The organism is uncultured Cohaesibacter sp., assembly GCF_963556055.3.
Taxonomy (GTDB): domain Bacteria; phylum Pseudomonadota; class Alphaproteobacteria; order Rhizobiales; family Cohaesibacteraceae; genus Cohaesibacter.
In genome coordinates, this window is the sequence record NZ_CAUVYE020000013.1 from 553,842 (window position 1) to 578,836 (window position 24,995).

The 24,995-nt window shown below is 52.8% G+C and carries 21 protein-coding genes; 2 read left to right on the forward strand and 19 right to left on the reverse strand.

What is annotated here, in order from left to right; translation table 11 throughout:
* Positions 1–131 precede the first annotated feature (131 nt).
* The 9 genes from ACHZB8_RS11225 to galE form a co-directional block, all read right to left on the reverse strand.
* Positions 132–1,061 (reverse strand): 3-hydroxyacyl-CoA dehydrogenase NAD-binding domain-containing protein, encoded by a 930-nt coding sequence (locus tag ACHZB8_RS11225; protein ID WP_316860373.1) that lies wholly within the window; start codon positions 1,059–1,061, stop codon positions 132–134.
* Positions 1,062–1,064: 3 nt separating this feature from the next.
* Positions 1,065–1,862 carry an SDR family oxidoreductase gene (locus tag ACHZB8_RS11230; RefSeq protein WP_316860374.1) on the reverse strand — a complete coding sequence of 266 codons (798 nt, stop codon included), beginning with the start codon at positions 1,860–1,862 and terminating at the stop codon, positions 1,065–1,067.
* A gap of 4 nt (positions 1,863–1,866) precedes the next feature.
* Positions 1,867–2,211 carry a cupin domain-containing protein gene (locus ACHZB8_RS11235; RefSeq protein ID WP_316860376.1) on the reverse strand — a complete coding sequence of 115 codons (345 nt, stop codon included), beginning with the start codon at positions 2,209–2,211 and terminating at the stop codon, positions 1,867–1,869.
* A gap of 586 nt (positions 2,212–2,797) precedes the next feature.
* Positions 2,798–3,448 (reverse strand): 3-oxoacid CoA-transferase subunit B, encoded by a 651-nt coding sequence (locus tag ACHZB8_RS11240; RefSeq protein WP_316860378.1) that lies wholly within the window; start codon positions 3,446–3,448, stop codon positions 2,798–2,800.
* A 1-nt stretch (position 3,449) separates the two neighbouring features.
* Positions 3,450–4,103 carry a 3-oxoacid CoA-transferase subunit A gene (locus ACHZB8_RS11245; RefSeq protein ID WP_316860380.1) on the reverse strand — a complete coding sequence of 218 codons (654 nt, stop codon included), beginning with the start codon at positions 4,101–4,103 and terminating at the stop codon, positions 3,450–3,452.
* A gap of 324 nt (positions 4,104–4,427) precedes the next feature.
* The gene (locus ACHZB8_RS11250) at positions 4,428–5,969 is read right to left on the reverse strand and encodes a CHAD domain-containing protein (protein WP_316860382.1); all 1,542 of its coding nucleotides are present in this window, start codon (positions 5,967–5,969) and stop codon (positions 4,428–4,430) included.
* A 162-nt stretch (positions 5,970–6,131) separates the two neighbouring features.
* Positions 6,132–7,232, reverse strand: a complete 1,101-nt coding sequence (galK, locus tag ACHZB8_RS11255) for a galactokinase (RefSeq protein WP_316860383.1) — start codon at positions 7,230–7,232, stop codon at positions 6,132–6,134.
* A 12-nt stretch (positions 7,233–7,244) separates the two neighbouring features.
* On the reverse strand, positions 7,245–8,291 hold the full coding sequence (locus tag ACHZB8_RS11260; RefSeq protein WP_316860384.1) for a UDP-glucose--hexose-1-phosphate uridylyltransferase: 1,047 nt from the start codon (positions 8,289–8,291) through the stop codon (positions 7,245–7,247).
* Positions 8,292–8,302: 11 nt separating this feature from the next.
* Entirely contained in the window at positions 8,303–9,310 is a 1,008-nt protein-coding gene (gene galE / locus ACHZB8_RS11265) for a UDP-glucose 4-epimerase GalE (RefSeq protein ID WP_316860386.1), read from the reverse strand.
* A gap of 245 nt (positions 9,311–9,555) precedes the next feature.
* Between galE and ACHZB8_RS11270 the strand changes: the two genes are divergently transcribed.
* The gene (locus ACHZB8_RS11270; protein WP_316860388.1) at positions 9,556–10,563 is read left to right on the forward strand and encodes a LacI family DNA-binding transcriptional regulator; all 1,008 of its coding nucleotides are present in this window, start codon (positions 9,556–9,558) and stop codon (positions 10,561–10,563) included.
* A gap of 123 nt (positions 10,564–10,686) precedes the next feature.
* Here the strand turns inward: ACHZB8_RS11270 and ACHZB8_RS11275 are convergent, their stop codons facing one another.
* From ACHZB8_RS11275 to ACHZB8_RS11285, 3 genes are all read right to left on the reverse strand, one after another.
* Positions 10,687–11,388 carry an orotate phosphoribosyltransferase gene (locus ACHZB8_RS11275; protein ID WP_316860390.1) on the reverse strand — a complete coding sequence of 234 codons (702 nt, stop codon included), beginning with the start codon at positions 11,386–11,388 and terminating at the stop codon, positions 10,687–10,689.
* Between the two features lie 38 nt (positions 11,389–11,426).
* Entirely contained in the window at positions 11,427–12,416 is a 990-nt protein-coding gene (gene pyrC / locus ACHZB8_RS11280) for a dihydroorotase (RefSeq protein WP_394706186.1), read from the reverse strand.
* Positions 12,417–12,675: 259 nt separating this feature from the next.
* The gene (locus ACHZB8_RS11285; protein ID WP_316860394.1) at positions 12,676–14,304 is read right to left on the reverse strand and encodes a ribulokinase; all 1,629 of its coding nucleotides are present in this window, start codon (positions 14,302–14,304) and stop codon (positions 12,676–12,678) included.
* 155 nt (positions 14,305–14,459) lie between these two features.
* Between ACHZB8_RS11285 and araC the strand changes: the two genes are divergently transcribed.
* Complete coding sequence (gene araC, locus ACHZB8_RS11290; RefSeq protein ID WP_316860397.1) at positions 14,460–15,512, forward strand: arabinose operon transcriptional regulator AraC; 1,053 nt, start codon at positions 14,460–14,462, stop codon at positions 15,510–15,512.
* A gap of 80 nt (positions 15,513–15,592) precedes the next feature.
* On the opposite strand, the gene araA is transcribed toward araC, so the two are convergent.
* From araA to ACHZB8_RS11325, 7 genes are all read right to left on the reverse strand, one after another.
* A complete protein-coding gene (araA, locus tag ACHZB8_RS11295; RefSeq protein ID WP_316860399.1) occupies positions 15,593–17,104 on the reverse strand; it encodes an L-arabinose isomerase in 1,512 nt (503 codons plus the stop codon).
* Positions 17,105–17,257: 153 nt separating this feature from the next.
* Entirely contained in the window at positions 17,258–17,950 is a 693-nt protein-coding gene (araD, locus tag ACHZB8_RS11300) for an L-ribulose-5-phosphate 4-epimerase AraD (protein WP_316860401.1), read from the reverse strand.
* A 384-nt stretch (positions 17,951–18,334) separates the two neighbouring features.
* Complete coding sequence (gene mmsB, locus ACHZB8_RS11305) at positions 18,335–19,546, reverse strand: multiple monosaccharide ABC transporter permease (protein ID WP_316860402.1); 1,212 nt, start codon at positions 19,544–19,546, stop codon at positions 18,335–18,337.
* Positions 19,547–19,550: 4 nt separating this feature from the next.
* The gene (gene mmsA, locus ACHZB8_RS11310) at positions 19,551–21,077 is read right to left on the reverse strand and encodes a multiple monosaccharide ABC transporter ATP-binding protein (RefSeq protein ID WP_316860404.1); all 1,527 of its coding nucleotides are present in this window, start codon (positions 21,075–21,077) and stop codon (positions 19,551–19,553) included.
* 88 nt (positions 21,078–21,165) lie between these two features.
* Positions 21,166–22,218 (reverse strand): multiple monosaccharide ABC transporter substrate-binding protein, encoded by a 1,053-nt coding sequence (gene chvE, locus ACHZB8_RS11315; protein WP_316860764.1) that lies wholly within the window; start codon positions 22,216–22,218, stop codon positions 21,166–21,168.
* Between the two features lie 957 nt (positions 22,219–23,175).
* Positions 23,176–23,805 (reverse strand): bifunctional 4-hydroxy-2-oxoglutarate aldolase/2-dehydro-3-deoxy-phosphogluconate aldolase, encoded by a 630-nt coding sequence (gene eda, locus ACHZB8_RS11320; protein ID WP_316860406.1) that lies wholly within the window; start codon positions 23,803–23,805, stop codon positions 23,176–23,178.
* Between the two features lie 10 nt (positions 23,806–23,815).
* Complete coding sequence (locus tag ACHZB8_RS11325) at positions 23,816–24,745, reverse strand: sugar kinase (protein WP_316860408.1); 930 nt, start codon at positions 24,743–24,745, stop codon at positions 23,816–23,818.
* Positions 24,746–24,995 lie beyond the last annotated feature (250 nt).

Here is a 24,995-nt window from a genome sequence, read left to right on the forward strand (position 1 = left end):
TCATCTATTATGAGCAGGACGAGAAACAGACCCGGCCAGCCTAGATTTTGTCTTGGAGCGAAATGCCTGGCACCACGCTCCAAATTTTTCCGGCCGATGTCCAACACCTGCCAAGGTCCCTGCCCGGAACCTTAATCCTCCAGAATTCCCTCAAGCTTGCGTAGATGGCTCGCAACACGGTTACGCACCTTGTCCGCTTCTTCCGGAGTCCATTTGCGGAAGCCCTCTCCCGTCTTCATGCCGAGTTTCCCCTCAGCAACGAGCTTTTCAAGATAGGGCGATGGTCCCTTGCGATCCTCGAGGTCCGCAAGAATTGTTTTGTGAATATCAAGCGTCAGATCGGTACCGACCAGATCGGCATTCTCCAGCGGACCCAAAACCGACAAGCGACGGCCAAAACAGGACTTGATCACGGTATCGACGCCCTCGGCATCGCAAATACCCTTCTCGACCAGACTGACAGCCTCACGCCAAAGGGCATGCTGCATACGGTTGCCGATAAAGCCCGGAACGTCCTTGACGACCAACACAGGCGTTTTCCTGGCATCCTTGAGCAGGGCCATCATGGCCTGCGCGGCCTCATCCTCGGTCCATTCGGTTTTGATCACTTCCACCAACGGGATCATGTGAGCCGGATTCCACCAATGTGTCCCCAGCGCACGACCCTTCAGTTTCAGATTCTGCATGATGTCTGTAATCGGAATAACCGATGTGTTGGACGCCAGAATGCAATGCTCTGGCGCATGTGCTTCGACCTCAGCAAAAATCTTCTGCTTGAGTGGCAGCTTTTCAGGGGCTGCTTCAAACACAACATCTGCATCGGACACCGCGTCAGCCATTTCCGCAGCAACAGAAACGCGCGCGGCAGCAGCATCGATCTCAGCCGCCTCCACACCCATTGCCTGTAAGCTCTGACGAATCCGATCGATGACTGAAGCAAGCGCTTCAGCCACCGGATCGGTGATAACGACATCATATCCGGCACGAGCCATCGTCAGGGCAATTCCATGCCCCATCAGGCCGGCGCCAATGACGGCTATCTTGCGAATAGTATTTGCCATTGATTAGCCCGCCGTGTATCCGCCGTCGGCATAAAGGATATGCCCGGTATAGAAATCACAAGCCTTGGAAGCCAGGAACAGCAAAGGACCGGCAAGGTCTTCCGGTTCGCCAAGGCGACCAATTGGCACGCGAGACAGGAAGCCTGCACGAACGGCGTTTGCATTTTCGTTGTCTTCGAACATCCATGCGGTCAGCGGAGAACGGAACACGGTCGGAGCAATCGCATTGACAGTGATACCGTCTTTGCCCAATTCGCAACCAAGCGCCTTGACGATACCGTCAACGGCAGATTTGGAAGCGCAATATGCGGTGTAACCGGCAGGATGACCAAGAAGGCCACGAGCAGAAGACATCAGCACGATTTTGCCGCCGTCACCCTGCTTTTTCATCTGAGCGGCAGCAGCGCGAGAAAGCAGCCAGCTCTGATTGACGTTAGCGTCCATCACAGCCTCAAAGGTGGATGGTTCCATCTCGGTGATTGGAGCAACCTTGTTCATGCCGGAAGCGACAACAAGGATATCAAGGCGACCATAGGCATCGACAGCCTTCGCAACCAGATCGTTACAGACCTCTTCCGTTGTCGGACGAGAGTTGATCGAAGTGACATCAGCGCCCATTTCAGTGCATTCTTTGGAAATTTCATCCAAAGCGGTCTGGTTCCCAGCAACAAGAACCAGCTTGCAGCCAGCGCCGGCAAGAATACGAGCAGCAACCATACCGAAAGCGCCCGAAGCACCGGTAATCAAGGCCACATTGCCTTTCACATCGAACATGGAAAGTGGATTAGCCAATACATTCATAATTTCAAGCCTCCGGAGGATAAGGAATAACGACCATCATCTTTGCGGTCATGTTGGTACGGTTTTCGAGCACGCGAACCTCGCCGGGCTGAATAACGCAGGAATCAAGAGCTTTCAGAACAGTTTCCTGGCCATCGATAATCAGGGTCATTTCCCCTTCAATCATGATGTAGACTTTTTCGAATGGAGTAGAATCCGGCCCAGCGCCACCACCGGGGAAAAACTGACTAAAGCCAATCCATTGATTTTTGGGACCATTCTCCTCAAAGCCCTGAAGACGCAAACCGTAACAACCAAAATGGTTTGGCGCTTCATAGGCCGGAGCATCTGCGAAACGTTTAAGATGCATAACCTTCCTCCACGAGTAGTTTTTAAAAGCCTTCGCAGGAGCGAAGGCGACCCAATTTCTCACCATCCGTCTGGACCAGTGAGAGAATTTCAAGGACAGTCTCCCGTCAGGCAAACCTCTAGCGTTCACCGGCCACGCCGATGCGCCCATAGTCGAGATTTGTAAGGACGGAACCTCCCCTCCTGTTCCATATTACGGTACAAGTACGCTCACAAAAACTCAAGCAATTGTCCCGGATTGCGATACACAAATACTACATCATAGGAGAAAAGTTCACTAGATTTTCTTTTGCATTGCACATAACCTAACTAGAACAGCGACTTTACAGGTTTTTACTTACAAAACCAAACCGCATTCATTGTATCACAATATGATACAATGAGCGAATTGTGCCCACTTGCTGTCCCATGAGGCGAACTCAATCCTGTCGAACAACCAAATTGCCTGCAAAAACCTCCCTTCGAGCAATCGATTGATAACACGCACCCCAAGAAAAACCCCGATCCTGAAAGTTCGGGACCAGGGTTTGGAAGTTTGTCTGCAAACTATTTTTGACTATCTTGCAAGCTTTTAAAGTGGAATTGCCTTAAAGAGCCATCTGTTTGACATCATCAGGAATGATCAACTTGGCAGCTGTTGCCTCTACTACTTGCTCAACAGTTGTATCTGGCCCCAACTCGCGAAGCACCAGTCCTTCGTCCGTCGGCTCAATAACAGCCATTTCGGTCACGATCAGCGAAACGCGACGGGCTGCGGTCAATGGCAACGTGCATTCAGGCATGATCTTCGGATTTCCTTTGGCGGTGTGAACCATGGAAACGATCACCTGCTTGGCACCGGCAACAAGATCCATTGCGCCACCCATGCCGGGCACCATTTTGCCGGGCACCATCCAGTTGGCGAGATATCCGCGTTCATCAACCTGCAAACCGCCAAGCACGGTCATGTCAAGATGGCCACCACGGATAAGACCGAAGGAGACAGCCGAGTCGATTGAGGCGGCCCCCGGTATAGCGGTGACTAGTCCACCACCAGCATCGGTCATGTCCTTGTTTTCAAATCCTGGCATCGGGCTACCACCCATTCCGACAACGCCATTTTCGGCCTGAAACATGACACTGACATCAGCCGGAAGAAAGTTTGCGACCATACTGGGAAGGCCAATACCAAGATTCACCAGCATGCCGTCTTTGATTTCCAAAGCCACACGGCGGGCAATGATTTCCTTAGCGTTCATATCAAAGCTCCCGTTCCAGAATGTGATCAACCAAAATACCAGGTGTTTTAACCGCATCCGGTGGGATTGCCCCGACAGGAACAATCACTTCAGCCTCTGCGATAACGGTTTCCGCAGCCATAGCCATGACGGGGTTGAAGTTGTGAGCTGTCAGCGAATAGTCAAGGTTGCCCAGATAATCAGCCTGTTTGGCTTTCACCAATGCAAAGTCGCCTCTGATGGGCTCTTCAAGCAGATATTTCTTGCCCTGCACTTCAACGATCTGCTTGCCTTCTTCGACCGGAGTACCGATACCTGTTGCAGTCAGCACGCCGCCAAGGCCCACGCCACCTGCGCGGATCCGCTCGACAAGCGTTCCCTGAGGCACGAGTTCGACATCGATCTCGCCTTCAATCATCTTTTTCTGGGTTTCCGGGTTGAGGCCGATGTGACTCGCAATGACCCGTTTCACCAAACCCGCAGTGATCAGCTTGCCGATACCGCAACCAGGCAAGGCCGTGTCATTCGCCACGACAGTAAATCCGCCAACCCCACGTTCGACCAATGCATCGATCATGCGCTCCGGCGTTCCGACCGCCATAAATCCACCAATGAGCAGAACTGCTCCCTCGGGGATCAGAGCAGCAGCATCTGCTATTTTCGTTGCTGTCTTCATCGGCAACTCCTATTTCCTCCGCTTCAGCATTTTCGCCCTTTGGTTCTCATGCCAATGGCAACCGGCTAGGGCATCCGATTCGACCGTTCGTTGTTTCAAAAAACCTTCATCACACCAACTCGGCCAAAAAATCCACATTACGGTACAAGCGAACCACAATTCGGTCAACTGGGTAAAATGGTGCAATTGCCGGCAATTCGCCTAAAGGCAGGTACCACCGACATTTTTTACCTCAGTTTTTTATTGGATAATTGTCGCACAACTATCGTCTATGGAACCAGCTAGCCGCATCGTGGGCAAAATCGCGATCGCCGTGCCGGATTCTCAGTCTTTGTTGGCGTCAAATGAAGACTTGAAACGAAAGGCTTTGCGGTATTCTTTTTGAGCTTCGCCATGCTTGAATTGCCGAAACCTTTTGGCAATTTTCGCGCGTCTTCTCTCTTTGCGCATTTGCAAGGCATCAATCAGAACGATGATGGAAGCTTGCATTTCCTTGCGCCTTCCAGAGCCATCTTCGGCTTCGAGCGTCTTGATGAATTGCTCCAGATAGGAGATCTGCACCGCACAATCATTAAACCGACCCAAAGCATCAAGAAGGCGCTTAACCGGCTTCACAAGATGATGATAGTCGGATTTCGGAAAACCTGACGCGACGAAAACCATGAGATACCGAAGCTTTTTGCATTGAATTCGAAGGGCATGCAGCTTCTCGTCCGCCTCGTTCAATCCAGTCTCAAAACCAAGCTTGCAGAGGGCTTTATAGCGTTTCCAGATTTGAGAACAGATGAAAGACCGTGCAGGCAGATCGGCATTCTTCCCCTTGGCCAACAAAGGCTGGCCGCTTAGCAAGCGATCAAGATCTTTGATCTCATCGAGATAGCCGACACTACAAAGATAGTCGGACAGACGAACGGCTTCCGCTTCGCGCCGATTGCCAACGCGCTCAAACATCTCGTCAAGCCCGTCGCGGAAAGCCTCGGGAACCAGATCGCGCACCATGTGCCTTTCCAGAAGAAAGACATCAAGATCTCTCAGTCCTCCCGTTCGCGCCATCAAGGCAGAAAACCGCTTCTTGAGCATCTGGACGTCGTCCTCGCCCAAAACACCCTTGAAGAGACTCAAAACAGACCGGATCTTACGCAAGGCTATGCGATAATCATGTAAAGACTCGGTGTCTATATCCTCGATCACACCCCGCTCGTGACCGCGAGCCAGAGCAAGATTCCGCCGCATGAGTTCGAGTGCCACCTCATATGCGCTGTTCTCGTCCGTCAATTTGATTTCGGGGTTTGCAGCGAACTCGGATGAAGCTTTTGTGGTTCGATAGAATGCGCCCATGCCACAATGAGTAGACCCCAACTCCGCCAGCATATTGAAGAAGGCTACACACCGGTCATCGGTAATGTCGCCTTCACATATCGAGACAATAAAACCCCGCCCACCATCGTTTCCTTCCACATCGATCAGCCGCAGACCGAGTGCAATCTGGCCAGCTTCGTCAAGAAGCGCCACATGCCTTGAGGCTTGACGAAAGCGAGTAAGGTGCAACAGCATTTGAGAAGCCGAGAGTTCTTCCAGCGCAGTCCTTGTGGGGCCTTGTGGCATCTCATGGACAGATCCGCCCGAGATCTGCCCTGCCTGAACGTGGCGCACGCCTCCCGGCAACAATAGTTCATACTGATGCTCATGAGCCAACAGCAGCCCTCGCGAGCGCAGCAAAGCTCGGTCAGCCAAATCGAGCAGACAAACCGTCTCGAAAGATGTCCTGGCGGAAAAAATCGGCCGCAACGTGCCGAAAGCCTCCCCCAGCAAACAGTCTGACGAGCGGTTCGGAATAAAAATCAGGTCAGGAGCGCTTTGTTTCATGCGGTATAGTCTTGCAGCAAATGCCTTATGACGCAATTCAGCAATAGGCGCACAATGTGCATATACACAAATGGACAAAAAGCCTGTCGCCAAATGTCACCAGATACAAAAATGCCCGACAGACCTGCCGGGCATCTTGGCAAATGGATTCTCCTGTCCCCTTCAGGTGACAGCTAAAATCTCGATACCGTCAAAATCGCCTAATATGCTCTTGTTGAAAGCCTCAAGAGCCGACTTCTCCACCAGAGCCACAACCGAGCCGCCCCAGCCTCCGCCGGTTTGCCTTGCACCAAGAGCCCCACGTGACAGGCAGGCTTCGACCATGGCATCCGTTTTCTCGACCGTTATCTCATAATCATCGCGTTGCGAACCATGGCTATCATGCATCAACTGACCAAATCGGACCATGTCATTCTTGCGCAAGGCATCAACGCCCTCCACGACACGCTGATTATCCATGATCACATGCCGCGCCCGTCGGTTCAAGGGTTCGGCAATCTGGTTGACCCGGTCAAGATCGGCAACACCCAGATCGGAAATTTTTTCAACACCCAACGCTTCGCAAGCAGCCAGACATTCAGCCACACGTGTTGCATAGCCATTTTCCGTATGCTGATGGCTCACACCCGAAGCGATAATGACAAAGGCATAATCCTCTGGTGTTGCAACCAGTTCATAATCGAGGCTTCTCGTATTGAGGAACATCGCAACACCCGGATCGCCAACCGAGGATGCAAACTGATCCATGATCCCGCAAGGCATACCGATGAAGTTATTTTCGATGGACTGGGCGAGAATTGCCACATCAACCGGATTGAGCTTGCGCCCGAAAAGCTCGAGCGCGCCCTTGAGCGAAACGACCTCCAGTGCCGCCGAGCTGGAGAGCCCCGCCCCCATGGGCAAGGTCGTCGCCAAGGCAACCCGCAGACCAAACTCTTCCACTTCCTCATACACGACAGCCTTGAGACAGCCGAGCAGATAATCCGTCCAGCGCCCCTGCCGCACGTCCTCTATCGAGCGAGTCTCGACCTCGTCAAACGTATCCGAATAGGCCTTGATAACACCCGGCTCATCACCCTTTGCAAGAGCAATGGAAACACCCAGATCCCTCAAGGCCATCGGCAGCACATAGCCACCATTATAGTCTGTATGCTCACCGAGCAGATTGACGCGTCCCGGAGAATAGGCCGTCACCTCAGGCTCAATACCGAACTGTTTGAGAAAGGCATCAGCAACAGCCTTTGTTTCAACCACTTCACTCATCGACTTCTCTCCCTAAATCGCCGACTTGAAATGAATATCCGGCAAGGAACGCAACCGTTCCGCTGCCGACTCCGCAGTCAGATCGCGCTGTGCTTCCGACAGCATTTCGTAGCCAACCATGAATTTGCGCACAGTGGCGGACCTGAGCAATGGCGGATAGAAATGAGCATGAAGCTGCCAGTGATCAAAGCTGCCGGCTCGCGTTGGTGCACCATGCCAGCCCATTGTGTAGGGAAATTCGGTTTCGAACAAATTGTCATATTTGGTCAGCAGCCGCTTGAGCGCATCTGACAGACCGTTTCGTTCCCTATCGGAAAGATCAGGCAGGCGCAAAACATGGCGTTTTGGCAACAGCAAGGTCTCGAACGGCCAGGTTGCCCACCAGGGCACAACAGCGATCCACTCATCATTTTCAACGACAACGCGATCCTGCTTCTTCGACTCTTCCGCCGCATAACGGACCAGCAGAACCTCGCCATGTTCATTGAGGTAGCGCGCCTGATGTTCGTCTTCGGTCGTCACTTCATTCGGCAAAAAGTTCGAGGCCCAGATCTGTCCATGCGGATGGGGCTGCGAGCAGCCCATGACGGATCCCTTGTTCTCAAACACGGCAACCCAGTCATAACGAGCCCCCAGATCGACGACCTGATCGGCCCAGGTGTCGACAACCTTGCGAATCGCATCAAGCGGCAATTCCGGCAAAGTCAGATCGTGACGTTCCGAAAAGCAGATAACCCGAGCCGTGCCGCGCACATTCTCAGCCCTGAACAGGGGATCGCCAACGGTCCCACCTACAGGCGTATCTTCCAGCAAAGCGGGAAAGTCATTGTCGAACACATAGGTGCCTTTATAGTCAGGATTGACCGCACCGGAGTTCCGCTTATTGCGTGCGCAAAGATAGCAATTGGGATCGTGCCGGGGCTTTTCCTCCAGAACCACCTTTTCTTGCTGCCCCTGCCATGGACGTTTGTTCCGATGCGGCGAGACCAGAACCCACTCGCCCTTGAGCGGATTGTAACGTCTGTGAGGTGCATCGGTAGAAACGGAAAGGTCTTCCATTTGCCAATTCCTTATTTTTTTGACCCGGCGAAGGGACCATATTTCGGATCGTGATGCCAACGCCATGCGGTTTCAATGATGGTTTCGAGGTCGTCAAACTTTGGCTTCCAGCCAAGCTCGGACTTGGCTCGAGAACTGTCGGCAACAAGCACGGCGGAATCGCCCGCCCGCCTCGCCGTCATCTCATATGGAATGTCGTTGTTGGTCAGTCTCTTGGCGGTCTCGATCACTTCGAGATTGGTGAAGCCGTTGCCATTGCCGAGATTGAAGCTGTGAAACCCTTCATGGCTGTCCATATAGTCAAGCGCCAACAAGTGAGCCGAGGCCAGATCGAGCACATGAATATAATCGCGAATGCAGGTTCCATCCCGCGTTTCATAGTCACTGCCGAAAACCGAAAGCTTTTCACGAATACCCATGGCAGTGAAAAGAACAAGCGGCACAAGGTGGGTTTCCGGATAATGCGCTTCACCGATCAGCCCGTCAGGATGTGCCCCTGCCGCATTGAAATAGCGCAAGGCGACGGAACGAAGACCGAAAGCCGTGGCATAGTCGGCGAGGATCTGTTCGACCATTCGCTTTGACCAGCCATAGGGATTGATCGGTCCCAATGGATGGGTTTCATCAATGAGTTCCGATTGCGGATTGCCAAAAACCGCTGCCGTGGACGAAAAGACAAGTCGCTCGACCCCGGCCTTGCGCATGGCATCAAGCAGATTGAGCGTACCCGTGACATTGTTTCGATAGTAAAGATCGGGTCGTTCGACTGATTCTCCCACAGCAATCAAGGCCGCAAAATGAATGACTGCATCAATTTTGTGCCGTGCAAAAACAGCCTCAAGATCTTCGGGGCGCAACAGGTCGCCACGCTCCAGCACCGCCCCCTTGATCGCCTCTTCATGTCCCGAGGACAAATTATCAAAAACAACAACATCATGACCCTCTTCAAGAAGAAGCTGAACCATGTGCGAACCAATATATCCGGCTCCGCCACATACCAAGATTTTTCGTTTTGTCATTCCAAATGTTCCCTCGCAAAACGCCGCCATGACGATCAGATGGCGCATCCTGCACCTCGCATCAAAACCATTCCGGCAATTAGGGATCCTAACTGAAAATTTGTTCAAAGTAAATATTTACTACATAATTATCTTAATCTATACTCTCACTTGTCAATCCGCGCCTGCCCGGCAGAATTGAGGCCACGAATGCACTCCTCACAAGTCGGGAGAGTCAGGCCCGGAGTGACTTGAAGGGAAAAGAGATGGCGACAATCAAGGACATTGCAAAACGAGTGGGTGTCTCTCCGACAACGGTCTCACGCGTGCTCAATTATGACGCCAGCCTGTCCGTCTCGGAAACCAAACGCCGCCAGATCATAGAAACGGCGCAAGAGCTGAATTACGCGCCGCCCCGCATGCGCGGAAAAAGACATCAGGCACCGGAAGTCGCCCCGGTCTCGATCACCCTCATGCATGCCCTCGACCCGGCCGAAGAGCTCGCCGATCCCTATTTCATCACCATACGCCACAGCATTGAAAAGCGCCTCAGCGAAGCGGGCATGAAGATTGATACGCACCTCAGCGCCATAAGGGAGATGCCCGAGGATCTGCTGCAAACGACCGGAGCGGTCATCATTGTCGGTCCGCATGGCAGGAAAATCATCGACGCACTAGTTGCCGCCGGGCTGCCCTTCGTCTGCGTCGATTTTCCTTCGGACAGACCAGACGTCGATTGCGTCTACCCCGATCTGGAGCGGGCAACACTTGATCTGCTGGACGCGATCTGGGCCAAGGGCTTCAGAAAATTCGGTTTCATTGGTGCTCTGTCCGGCGAGGAAAATCCCCGCCGCCCCTATCCTGACTTGCGCAATAGAAGTTTTATGCAATGGTTCAGCCAGCGCGACCTTGATGCCCCTGCCAATGTCCGCTTCGAGCGCCTCACACCGATCAGCGGCTTTGAACTGACCCGCCAATTGCTGGAAGCAGACTCCCCGCCCGAAGTGATCATTGCCGCCAACGACACCATGGCAATCGGGGCCATTCAAGCAGCCTCCAGCCTTGACCTGAAGGTTCCGGACGACATTCGAATCGTGGGGTTCAATGACATCCCGGCGGCCAGCCTTATCGAGCCAAGCCTGACCACGGTCGCCATCCCCGCCGAGGAAATCGGCAAGACTGGCGTCGAACTTCTGCTCGAGCGCCTCAATGGTCGCTCCTTTTCAAAAAAGGTCGTTCTGGGCACTCATCTGTGCTGGAGAGAGAGCTGCTGACGCAGCCTCCCATCTGGAAGCCTTGATACAGAAAAGGCTGGCCAAGTGCGGCCAGCCCTTCAGTCATCTTCATGCTCGAGAGCAAAACCGACCTCACGACAAGGCCGGCAGATCATCTGCGCTTCAGGAAACAGGCGTGATGTCGGTCGCCCCACCATGGGCACCCGACCATGCGAGAGGATCATTGAGGAAACTCTCGACCCCATCCAGTGTCTTGGTATCGAAATATCCATTGGCCTTGGAAACCTCAAGCACATCCCGCCAGGTTGCGAGATAATGCAGATTGAGATCGATCTTCTTCATGTTTTCCAAAGCTTCCGGGAAAATGTCGTAATAGAAAAGAACGATTGTGTCCTTCACCTCTGCTTCTGCCTTGCGCATGGCCTGTACGAAATTGATCTTGCTGCCGCCATCGGTCGTCAGATCCTCGACCAACAGGGCACGCTTGCCCGCAATGGGAGCCCCCTCGATCTGGGCGTCCCGACCATAGCCCTTTGGCTTCTTGCGCACATAATTCATTGGCAGAGCGAGCTTGTCTGCGATCCAGGCCGCAAAGGGAATACCGGCCGTTTCACCACCGACCACCACATCGATACTCTCAAAGCCGATATCACGCATGATGGTTGCTGCGCAAAATTCCATCAGGCTATTGCGGATGCGTGGATAGGAAATCAGTTTGCGACAATCGATATAGGTCGGGCTGGCAATACCGGATGCCAGTTTGAACGGCTCATCGGTACGAAAATGAACGGCCCCAACTTCGAGCAGCATTTTCGCGGTCATTTCAGCCATCAACGCACGATCAGGAAAAGAAGAAGTGATCATAAAGCTATCCTTCTGATGCAAAGAGCTGGAAACCCAGCTCAATCGGTCACGGCTTCATGCCGCCAGTAAAGTGGAAATCCGGGATCAAACAAAACAACGCTGTCCTCTCCCACAGCAATCTCGCCGGGGAACTCAACAGGATCGGCACCCTTGAAAAAACGAACGCGGTCTTCATTGAGAGGCAAGCCATAAAAGGACGGCCCATTGAGAGAAACAAAGGCTTCAAACTGATCCAGAGCCCCATCCTGCTCAAAGACGTGGGCGAGACAACTCAATGTGTTGCTGGCACTGAAAATCCCGGCGCAGCCACAAGGAGACTCCTTGGCAGAAGCCAGATGCGGTGCCGAGTCTGTGCCGAGGAAAAACTTGCCATCCCCCGAGGTTGCCGCTTCGCGCAGGGCAAGACGATGTTTCTCACGCTTTGCCACCGGCAGGCAATAATAGTGCGGTTTGATGCCACCGACCAGAATGGCATTCCGGTTGATAATCAGGTGATGAGTGGTGATGGTGGCGGAGGTCCGATGACCGGCCCCTTTGACGAATTGAACCCCGTCTTCGGTCGTCAGATGTTCCATCACGATCCGCAAATCAGGAAACCGTTCCCTGATAGGTGAGAGGACGCGTTCGATGAAAACCGCTTCCCTGTCGAATATGTCTATCTCCGGATCGGTCACTTCACCATGCACACAGAGGGGCAAGTCAATCTCGCTCATTTTCTCAAGCACCGGATAAATGGCCTCGATGCTACGCACGCCGCTTTCGGAATTGGTCGTCGCCCCGGCAGGATACAGCTTGAGCGCCTTAACAAGACCTGAGCGCGCCCCTTGCTCGACATCATCCGGATCAGTGGTCTCGGTAAGATAGAGCGTCATCAATGGCTCGAAATCGTGATCACCGGGCAACGCGGCCATTATGCGCTCACGGTAGGCGCTGGCATCCCGGCATGAGACCACGGGAGGAACCAGATTGGGCATGATGATGGCACGGGCGAAATCCGCACTGGTTTGCGGAAGAACGGCTTTGAGCATCTCGCCATCACGTAGATGCAGATGCCAGTCATCGGGGCGGCGAATGACAAAATCTGTTGAGCTCAAGGGAATCTCCATAGGCAGGCAAATTGCGCTACTTCTAGCAGCATTTTACACGAAATTCCTAGCCTTTCCTTTGTCTTGTGGAAGGCAGGACCAAGACCAGCCGCAAACACCAACAAAAAAGCCCGAACCGTCGAGACAGTCCGGGCAAGGTTCAATATTTAAACTTATTGCCTTTGGGATTGAGAGCAGAACATTAGTCCTTGGCCAGATCGCCCGCAAAGGCGCCGATCCGTTTGTAATCCTCGTAGATTTCATTATAGAGCTTGTGCATTTCAGGATTAGGCTCAAAGCTCTTTTCAATCGGGCTCAGCATCGCGCTCTTGGCTGCATGGATGTCTTCATAGGCACCAGCAGCAGAGGCAGCAAAGATGGCAGCCCCTCTCGCACAAGCCTGATCCGACAGAACCACATCAACCTTGCGATTCATGACATCGGCACAAACCTGAGAGATGAAATCGGATTTGCGTGCAATGCCGCCAATCGCAACAATGCTCTTGACCGGAATGCCCTGCTCTTCAAAGCGTTCAACAATGGCACGAGAGCCATAAGCCGTTGCCTCAATCAGGGCGCGATAGATGGACGGAGCTGTCGAGCCAAGATGCAGACCGGCAAGGATCGCTTTGACGGTCTGGTCCGCATCTGGTGTCCTGCGACCGTTAAGCCAATCGAGCGCCCGCTCGCCATAGGCTCCCGGCGGCAGTTCAGCCGCTTCCCTTTCAAGCTCAGGCAACAGGGAGCCCGCTTTGCCGCGACCGGAACGCCCCCACTGAAGCAGGCGTTCGAACCAGGCAAACACATCCCCAAAGGAGGACTGCCCTGCTTCAAACCCTGTATAGCCCGGCAGGACACTGTCTGGCACCTGCCCGCAAATACCGCTGACCAGCGTATCTTTGACTTCCTCAGGTGGAGCAACGAGAATATCACAGGTCGAAGTTCCCATCACGCGAACCAGAGAATAAGGCTCGATCCCCGCACCAACGGCACCCATGTGGCAGTCAAATGCACCGACTGCAATCGGAATACCGGCCTGGATACCAAAACGCCCAGCCCATTCTGATGTCAGCGTTCCGGCAACCTGATCGCTGGTACGGGTTTCGCTGAACAAGGGCGTTGTCAGGTTGCCAAGGCACGGATCGAGCGCCTGCAACCAATCCCGACTGGGAAGACCATCAAATTCGGGATGCCACAACGCTTTGTGTCCGGCAGCGCAACGCGAGCGAACAATTTTGGATGCGTCGGTCACCCCGGACAGCACCGCTGGCACCCAGTCGCACAACTCCACCCAGTTTGCAGCAGCCCGGAACACGGTCGGGTTCCGACGTCCGACATTGAGGATTTTGGCCCAATACCATTCGGAGGAATAGATACCGCCGACATATTTCGTGAAATCGGGAAATTTCCCAGAATGGCAGAGATCGTTGATTTCCTGTGCCTCGGCGACCGAAGTATGGTCTTTCCACAAGATGCACATCGCATCCGGATCGGTCGAAAAACCATCCTTGAGGGCAAGCGCAGTGCCATCTGCGGTTACAGGCATCGGCGACGAGCCGGTTGTATCAACGCCAATACCGATAATATCAGGCTGACCGTCAAGATCAGCAACAGCCCCGCGCACCGCAGCAACCATTGATTCGAGATAGTCGGCCGGATGCTGGCGGAATTGTTGACGAGCCGGATCACAGAATTGCCCCTCGGCCCAACGAGGATAATTCGAGACCGCAGAGGACAACTCCTCCCCGTCTTTCACCCGCACAACGACGGCACGCACACTGTCGGACCCGAAGTCAAGCCCGATGACACAGCTATCATTGGATGCATTCATTCGATTTTCCTCCCTACACTGAAAGCAACTGCTTGCACTCATACCATGGAAAATTCTCCTCAGGTCTCTTCCATGGCACCGCTTTCAATTTTGCCAAATCTAGTTTACAATATGGACGATCCTGATATTTCACAATGCAGCATCGGGCTAGAGACATGGACGATCATTCTTATTTCGATCCCACCCAAGATCCTCAGGTGCAAAGGATTTTCAACAAGCTCTCCTATCGTAATTCGATCAAGAAATACGACAAGGAAGTGGCTCCGCTATTTCCCGGTTTCGAGTTCGGAATCCGCCTTGTCGCAGGCATCACGCCGATTGAGCGCGATGGTCCCCTGGACTTCCATATCGACCGTCCCAATGGCATGCATGGCTGGATTCTGAACCTGACCGTGGATGGCAAGGGCCGCCTGTTCGAAGGCAGAAACTCAACGATCGTGGAACCGGGCGACATTGCACTATTCCCGCCTGACGCCCAGCATTTCTATGGCCGGGACGCTTCCGCAGACAAATGGTGGCACCGCTGGATCTATTTCCAGCCACGGGCCTTCTGGAAACCCTGGCTTGAATGGGACGAACAGATCAATGGCGTCTTCATCATGCGCCACAAGGATGAAAGCCGCTTCAGCGAGCTGTTTCGCCTGTTTGTCGAGGTGGAGAAATGGGCAGGTCTTTCCGACAGCCTTTCCGCCGATCTTGCCTTCAACCGACTGGAACATATCCTGCTATTCTGCGCTCGCATCAATCGGTCAGAGAAAAAATCGAATATCGAGATTGACGAGCGCGTTCTTGCTGCATGCACACTGATTTCCAACAATCTGGACAAACCTCTGACGGTCAACGACATCGCCAGCCATGTCTGTCTGTCTCCCTCGCGCCTGTCGCATCTGTTCCGTAAATATATCGGAACCGGCATCGTTCAATGGCGCGACGGACAACGCATCCAGTATGCCATGCAGGTCCTTCGCGTTTCGAACGTTCCCATCAAAGCCCTCTCGCAAATGGTCGGCTATGAGGATCCCCTCTATTTCTCGCGTGTTTTCCGCCGACACACCAACATGAGCCCGAGAACCTTCAGAGAGCGCAGCCTCGCCATGATCGTTCGTTCCGAGGGAGAACAGGTCGATACAGCGCTGGACAAGGCAACGGCCGTCTTTGCAGCAGAAGTCCCGCTACCCAAACCGGGAGGCCAGCCTTCGTCGAGCTGAGCCAAAGCGCATAGATGCCCCGCATAACAAAAAGCCCGACCAAAAGGCCGGGCTTTCTTTTTACTCAAAGAACAGGTCAATCAGACCGTGAAGCCTTTGGCCAGATGCCAATAGACTTCGTTCATACGCAAATCCTGCTTGAACTGTGACAGGCTCGTATTCTCGTCAATCAACGCCAATTCAATGCCAGCAATCGTTGCGAAGTCATCCAGCATTTCCGGTGTTACATCAAGGCTGTATGCTGTGTGGTGCGCTCCACCGGCTAAAATCCACGCTGCACACGCAGTTTTGAAATCTGGCAGACATTGCCAAACGGCACGAGCAACAGGAAGTTTCGGCAGATCCGGATGCTCAACAGCATTGACCTTGTTGACCACCAGACGGAAACGGTTGCCCATGTCAACAAGGCTCGCATTGAGCGCCGGGCCGGTTTTGGAATTGAAGACCATACGCACCGGATCGGCCTTGCCGCCGATACCCAACGGATGAATTTCCAGCTGTGGTTTACCTTCCGCAATGGTCGGGCAGACTTCCAGCATATGAGCGCCCAGCACAAGCTCCTTGCCCGGAGCCGAAATATCGTAGGTATAATCTTCCATGAAGGACGTTGCACCACTTTTGCCATGTCCCATAACCTTGAGCGCACGGACAAGAGCGGGGGTTTTCCAATCGCCTTCACCAGCGAATCCATAGCCCTGTTCCATCAGACGTTGAGGCGCCAGCCCCGGCAGTTGATTCAGACCGTGCAGATCTTCAAAAGTGTGAGTGAAGCCTTTGTAATTCCCCGCTTTCAGCATGGCCGAAAGGGCCAGTTCCTGCCGCGCGGCATCAAGCAGTGAGGAGCGCTTTTCGCCCCCTGGCTGCAACTCTGGCACAAGCGTATATTGCTCTGCATAAGCATTGGCCAACGCTTCGACTTCTGCATCGGAGAACTCGGCCATCTTGTCGACCAGATCACCAACACCATAGCCATCAACCTTGAAGCCGAATGCCATCTCTGCCGCGACTTTGTCCCCTTCGGTCACAGCAACATTGCGCATATTGTCACCAAACCGCATGATGCCAGCGCCTTGCCAGTCATTCCACGCCCGCGCAGCACGCATCCAGCTATCGATCCGATCCTGAACTTCCGGATCGCTCCAGTGACCAACAACCACCTTGCGACCAAGCCGCATACGGGTATGCATGAAGCCTGCTTCGCGGTCGCCATGAGCTGCCTGATGCAGATTCATATAATCCATGTCGATGGAATCCCAAGGCAGGCTTCCATTCAGCTGGGTATGCAGATGAAGCACCGGTTTGGTCAGCTGACTGAGGCCGCGGATCCACATCTTGGCCGGAGAGAAGGTGTGCATCCAAAGGATCAAGCCACCGCATTCAGGATCGGCAGATGCGCGTCGGCAAATGTCCGCGATCTCGTCTCCGGTGGTGGCAACACCTGCAAATTCAATCGGCAAGACAAGGCGACCATCTTTTTCGAGCCCGCTTGCGACCGTGCGCGCCCCATCGGCAACCTGTTCCAGCGTTTCTGGACCATATAGGTGCTGCGAGCCGCAGACGAACCAGAATTTCAAAGGATTTAGCCCAATCATTTCCATGCCCTTTCAGTAATTGACGCGAGCGCAAAGCGCCGCAATCTGACAAATGACGCGCCTCGGGACCATGGTCTATGCTCCTCCCCTTAGCACGAAGAAACGGTTCCGAAATGCCATTCGGCACCCCTCTTTTCGAAACCGCACGTAAAGTTATTTACCCTGACCGTACCAGGCGTTTGCACCATGCTTGCGCTCATAGTGATAATCGAGCACATATTGCTCAAGCGGTGGCAGCGGACTGGTAATGGTGGCAGTGATGGTTGCCATATGGGCAACCTCTTCCAGAATGACCGCGTTTCGAACGGATTCGTCAGCATCCTTGCCCCAGGCAAACGGCCCGTGGCCAGCGACAAGAACCATCGGAACCGCAACCGGATCCAGTCCTTCAAAACGCCGGATAATCGCTTCTGCGGTCGTGGTTTCGTAATCGCGATTGACCTCTTCCTCACTCAAGGGTGCTGTGCATGGCACAGGACCGGAGCAGTAATCGGCCTGCGTCGTTCCCAGACACGGAATATCCCGCCGTGCCTGAGCCCATGCAACCGCATGCCGCGAATGCGTATGGGTCACGCCGCCAATCTGCGGAAAAGCCTTGTAAAGAGTGGTGTGGGTCTTTGTATCGGACGATGGCTTCTTGTCACCCCAGACCACATTGTTATCGAGATCCACGACAACCATGTCATCGGCGCACATGTCTTCATAAGGCACACCCGAAGGTTTGATCACCACCAATCCCTTGTCGCGATCAATCGCGCTCACATTGCCCCAAGTATAGACAACCACCCCACGATCATTCAGCTCAATATTGGCGCGAAACACCTGTTCTCGTAATTCTGCTAACATTTGATGATCCTCCTCACTCTGGCCATTCGGGTTCAAACGCAAAAAGATCCGTTCAAACAGCCGCACCTATTCTGTTGTCACCCCAACGACCGTCAGATCTTGCGATAAACTGCCGCAGACTCTCATGCAAAATATGGACGGATCGCTAGCTGACAGTTAGAGCCGATAAAGTCATACTTATGGATAATCTTGCTATCCGCTTTCCGGTCAAATCGTCGTTGATTGGCATTATTCTGCTGCGTTGCCCATGCGTTTGACAAACCCAGATCCCGACCCGCGACGCGTTGGCCAAGACAGCAATCCGATATTGAAGAGACCCTGCCAGCAGTTGTTTCAAAAAGAAAAGGGAGTGAGATACCCCACTCCCTTCCGCGCCCGGCTTTCTTAGCCAGCTTTTTTCTTGTTGTACACGTCGAAGATAACGGCAGCCAACAGAACAAGGCCTTTAATGACCTGCTGCCAGTCAATGCCAATCGAGAGAATGGACATGCCGTTGTTCATCACGCCCATCAGGAAGGCGCCGATGATCGCACCAGTCACCGTGCCGACACCACCCGTCGTCGAAGCACCACCGATGAAGACAGCGGCGATAACATCAAGCTCGTAGCCATAACCGGCTTTCGGGGTTGCCGTATTCAGGCGCGCTGCAAAGACAAGCCCTGCAAAAGCGGCCAGAAGGCCCATATTGGCAAAGGTCAGGAAGGTCAGCCGCTCGGTATTCACACCCGAGAGCTTGGCAGCCTTGACGTTGCCACCCAGAGCATAGATGCGACGTCCAACCGTGGTCGAGGATGTCAGGAAGCCATAGGCAGCAACCAGCACAGCCATCACGATCAGAACGTTCGGATAGCCCCTGTAGCCAGCCATGATGTAGGACAGATAGTTGATGGCGAACACGATCAGAATATTTTTCAGTACGAAGAAGGCAAATGGCTCTTCCAGGTTACCGAACTTGTCACGCTCCTTGCGGTCCTTCCAGCTGGCATAGAGCAGGAAGACGCTGAGCACGATACCCAGAACGATGGTCAGCATGTGAGGACGACCAACACCAAACAGATCGGGAATGAAACCCGAGCTAAGCTTCTGGAAACCGGTCGGGAACGGGCCGATCGACTGACCATTGAGCAGCGCAAGGGTAAGACCGCGGAAACTCAACATGCCTGCCAGCGTCACGATAAAGGCCGGGATCTTGTAGTAAGCAACCCAGAAGCCCTGTGCCGCACCAATCGCGATACCAACAATCAGGCACACGACGATCGTGATCACATAATTGATCTCGTAATTGACGATCATCACCGCCGCCAGGGCGCCGATAAAGCCCATGACCGAGCCAACAGACAGATCGATATGACCTGCCACGATGATCAGCAGCATGCCGATCGCCATGATGACGATATAACTGTTTTGCAGAATGAGGTTGGTCAGGTTGAGCGGTTTCATCAGAATACCGTTGGTAACAACCTGGAAGAAGATCATAACAGCGATCAAGGCAATCAAAAGGCCGTATTCGCGTACGTTTGACTTCAGATAACTGGCGACGCTGACAGTATTTTCCGCGTCAGAGTTTGCCGGAGACGGGTTTTCCACCTGTGCCATTGTTTCAGCCTTTGTCCTTGATGATCATCCGCATGATTTTTTCTTGCGAAGCGTCCTTCGTCGGCATTTCGCCAACCATTCTGCCCTCATTCATGACATAGATTCGATCTGTCATGCCCAGCAGTTCTGGCAATTCCGAAGAGATGAAAATAATGCCCTTACCCTCTTGGGCAAGCTGGTTGATGATCGTGTAGATCTCATATTTGGCATTCACATCGATACCGCGCGTCGGCTCATCAAGGATAAGCACATCCGGGTTTGCGAACAGCCATTTACTCAAAACGACCTTTTGCTGGTTGCCGCCAGACAGGTTGACCACCTGCTGCATCAAGCCAGAGCATTTGGTATTCAGTTTCTGCTTATATTCGAGACCAACGCGGGTTTCGGCATTGTCATCGATGACGATCCCCTTGGAAACACCTTCAAGATTGGAAAGCGTTGTATTGACCTTGATGCTGTTTTCCAGCACCAGCCCATATTCCTTTCGGTCTTCGGTTACATAGGCCAGACCGTTTGCAACGGCCTTGTTGATCGTGCTGACATCAATCGGTTGGCCACGCAGCTCAACTTCCCCTGAGATTTTCTGGCCGTAGGCACGCCCAAAAAGGCTCATGGCAAGTTCAGTTCGCCCGGCGCCCATCAAGCCGGAAATACCGACGATCTCGCCTGCGCGCACATTGAAATTGACATCACGGATCAAATGGCGATCTGCATGCACCTGATGATAGACATTCCAGCCCTTCACCTCGAGCAACATATCGCTGATATTCGGAGTCCGTTGTGGGAAGCGGTTGGTCAGCTCACGCCCGACCATATCCTTGATGATCCTGTTTTCCATTTCCTCGGACTTGTCACAATCGAGCGTACTGACGGTCTGGCCGTCACGCAGCACGGTGATCTTGTCCGCAACTTTCACAACCTCGTTGAGCTTGTGGGAAATCAGGATCGAGGAAATACCCTTGGCCTTGAATTCAAGCAGCAACTCCAAGAGCGCAGCGCTGTCCTGTTCGTTCAGGGAAGAGGTCGGCTCATCAAGGATAAGCAGCTTCACTTCCTTGGACAGGGCCTTGGCAATCTCGACCAATTGCTGCTGGCCGGTACCAAGGTTGGTCACCAGCGTGCCGGTCGGCTTGTCCAGCCCGACAATCTTGAGCAGCATTTCGGCTTCGGAGTGCGCAACAGGCCAGTTGATCACGCCATTCTTGGCACGCTCGTTGCCAAGAAAGATATTTTCGGCAATTGACAGAAGCGGAACCAGAGCCAGCTCCTGGTGAATGATGATGATGCCCTTTTCTTCACTGTCGGAGATGGTAGCATATTTCTGGACCTCTCCATTATAGACGATATCCCCTTCATAAGTACCATAGGGATATACGCCGGAGAGAACCTTCATCAGCGTAGACTTGCCAGCGCCATTTTCACCGACCAAGGCATGAATTTCACCCTCGCCAACCGTCAGGTTCACATCACTCAAGGCCTTTACACCTGGAAAGGTCTTGGTGATTCCTCGCATTTCTAAGATGGTGTTCATGTCAGCCTCAAGCAAACAGTCTCGTTTTTGTTCTTTTGGAACGATTGGAGGGGGTGAAAGAACTCCACCGCCCTCCTTCGGGAGGACCTTACTTGACCTGATCCATTGTGTAGTAACCGCTACCGATCACGATTTCTTCCCAGTTGGAAGAATCGACGGGAACCGGTTTGAGCAGATAGGAAGGAACCACTTTGACACCGTTGTCATAGGTTTTGGTATCGTTGATTTCAGGTTCGCCACCTTCGAGCAGAGCATTCACCATGCCGACAGTCACGCGAGCAAGCTCACGGGTGTCTTTAAAGATGGTAGAATACTGTTCGCCAGCCAGAATGGATTTGATTGACTGAACTTCTGCGTCCTGACCGGTCACGATTGGCATTTTCATGTCGCCAGAACCGTAGCCAACGCCTTTGAGCGAGGACAGGATACCAATGGACAGACCGTCATACGGAGCCAACACGCCGTGTACGGTTTTGTCGGTGTAGAAAGCGGAAAGCAGGTTATCCATGCGTGCCTGTGCAACAGCACCGTCCCAACGCAGGGTACCAACTTTGTCCATGCCGAACTGTTCGGAAGGAACTGCAACTTCGCCAGCATCGATCATAGGCTGGAGAACAGACATTGCGCCGTTATAGAAGAAATAGGCGTTGTTGTCGTCCGGAGAACCACCGAAGAGTTCAACATTCCATGGTTTTGCATCCGGGAAGCGTTCTTTCAGACCAGCAACCAGACTGGAAGCCTGCTGAACGCCAACCTGGAAGTTATCGAAGGTTGCGTAATAGTCAACATTACCGGAATCACGGATCAAGCGGTCATAAGCGATCACTTTGATGCCGTTTTCAGCTGCGAGTTCCAGTGCGCCGGAAAGGGTCGTGCCATCGATGGATGCGATAACAAGAACATTAACGCCTTTCAGGATCATGGTTTCGATCTGACGAAGCTGGTTAGCAATGTCGTCTTCTGCATATTGCAGGTCAGTTGTGTAGCCAGCGGCTTCAAACTGGTCTTTCATGCTGTGACCATCAGTAATCCAGCGTGCGGATGACTGAGTAGGCATAGCGATACCAACAAAACCTTTGTCAGCAGCAACAGATGGAGTTGCAGCAACAGACGCACCGAGCGCCAGAGCCATAGCCCCCATAGTCACTGTGTTGATGAGTTTACCAAGTCCAAGCATGTTGTCCTCCCTTGCTTGAATACACAAAAGTGCAAAATATTGCGCTCACCTTGGCGCGAGGCGCAAATCGAATGGATCAAAGATGATGCCATTTGAAAATCAGCAATGAATTGGGGAGAGCAGACTTACACGCCAATGGCGTTTAAATGGGTACAAAAACCCGTTTCCGATGCGCAAGCACCAGATCACCTCCCCAACTCAAGCCACCAGTGGCGACCTAAGCCATCTTCAATCCTCCGAATATAGTTATTCCACATAAACGAGATAACTGCAAAGACGGCTTTTAGTCAAAAATATGGATGATCATGCTTTTCTTATCTGAAATTGTCCAACCGCATGATCACGCGCGCGCTCCATCAGAAAAGTCCATAAAGTCAAGCATCCTAAAGTATAACGAAACCCACCATCATTAACGGTCACCAACCAACCTTATGACAGCTGCAAACCACCCAATATTTTGATACAAACCGAACCCAGGGCATCAAACAAGAGATATCCTTGCTTTTTCAGATAGCTAGACGAGAATTAGAGGCTCCAGAAGCGGAAGATCCACCGGTTGGAGCGAACGCCAACTATCGCAACAATCAGGTTAAACAGTTAGCAAATTACCCATATTTGAGCGTCACATCAGACGCGATCTCAACGATCATTCCAGACGAAACCAGAGAAAAACAAACGAAAAATATGCACAAATGGGGCGAAATTGTCCCCTAAATGAATATGTGACATTCAAGAAATTGCCGCGGCCAAATTATTATTTTATCACTCAAAATAACTCGGAGCAAGTCCTTTCGGCGTCTTTAACGAGAAGAGTAAAGTCTTCACAACCCTTGGATTTTGCAAATGAACGCACAAAAAAAACCGCTCGGAACCATGTCCCGAGCGGCTTGATCAAAACGGATGATTGGGAACCTTGCCCTCCTACTTTCCGAGCAGGCTTGCAGCCTTGGCGCGTTCAGCAATAACATCCCAATTCTTGGCATTCACATCCGCCAGAGGCGCAATCCACGTACCACCAACCGCAAAGCAGTTTTTCTGGGCGAGATATTCCTCAGCATTGTCTGGCTTGACGCCACCGGTTGGGCAGATGCGAATATCTGCGGCAGGACCTGCCACCGCCTTCAACATGCCAACTCCACCGACAATGCTTGCAGGGAACATTTTCATTTCCGAAAAACCCGCTTCTTGCATGGTCAGCATTTCACTAATAGTTGCGGTACCGGGAAGAAACGGCCAATCGCATTCTTTGAGAGCATTGCGCAGGGTCTCGGTTGTGCCCGGAGACACACCAAAATGACCACCTGCCTCGATAGAGGCCTTGAGATGCTCGGGCGTGCGGATGGATCCCACACCGATAATGCAATCCTTCACCTCGGCAGCCACCGCCTTGATGCCGTCAAGGGCAGCTTCCGTGCGCAGGGTAAATTCAACAGCCGGCAGGCCGCTCTCCACCAGGCATCGTGCCAACGGCACGGCGTCCGCAACATCTTCAATAACAACGACAGGAATGACTTTCACACCCTTGCAGATGCTGGAAACCAACTCACGCATGATCGATCCTTTATTTAACTCGGGTCCAAACAGATTTATCGATAATGGCGCCCGGATGCATAATCACCTGACCGGCAACGCCATGGGCCGTTTTGGCGGCCTCTTCTTGACTTCCTCCAAGCGCGCGCTTGCCCAGATAGCCTGCGGCGAAGGAATCGCCAGCACCGGTCGTATCCTTGGGTTTGAGCTTGGCAGCAGGTGGCACATTCTTGACATCATCATCGGTCAGAAGAATGCAGCTTGACGCCCCCTCCTTGACCACGACTTCACGGGCGCCATAGCCCTTCCACTGTTTCGCGATAGCCATGCCATCTGCTTCGCCCCAAAGCGCCACATGGTCGTCAGCGGTCACCAGCGCAAAATCACAAAGAGAAGCAGCACGCTCGAAAGCCGCGCGGCAAATGTCGGAATCAGGCCACAATTTGGGACGGTAATTCGGGTCGAACCCGACCTTCACCTTTCCCTTGAGCTGGGCAATCGCTTCAAACAGGGCCGTGCGCTGTGCCTCATCAAGGATGGCCAGCGTGATCCCTGAAAAATAGATCACATCAAACTGGCCAAGCAGCTCTGCAATTTTCTCGATGGACCATCCGGCAAACATCTTCTTGGCAGCAGCATCATTGCGCCAATATGTAAAGAAGCGTTCGCCAGTGTCATCATTCTCGATCATGTACAGGCCCGGATTTTTATCCTCAACCATGGTAATCGAGTCGGTCCTGATATCTTCAGCTTCCAAAGCCTTGCGAATTCCGTCACTCATCGGATCCTTGCCAAGACCGGTGACATAGGAAACTTCGATGTCAGGGGAATATTGCCGGGACAAATATGCCGCCGTATTAAAGGTATCACCAGCGAACCCTTGTTTGAACAAGCCGTTCCCGGCGGGAGCCAGTTCGATCATGCACTCGCCAATACAGGCGATTTTGACAGCATTCGTCATAGTCAAGCGCCGGAACTGCTCCCGGCCTCCCAGAGCGCTTTCAATTCATCAGCTACCAACCCGATGATCAAATAACGCCTTGTCTCATTGAATTTGCAGCGAAACTCGAATAGGAGCATCGCCAGATTCATTTTCCTTTGTTAAGGCCGCCAATGTATGCGGCCTTAACCGAAGTAGAATTTCGCGAAAAGAACTAGACTAAAGTTCAAGCATTCGCGACTCTTTTCTGCAAAAAGTCAAAAGACTTTTC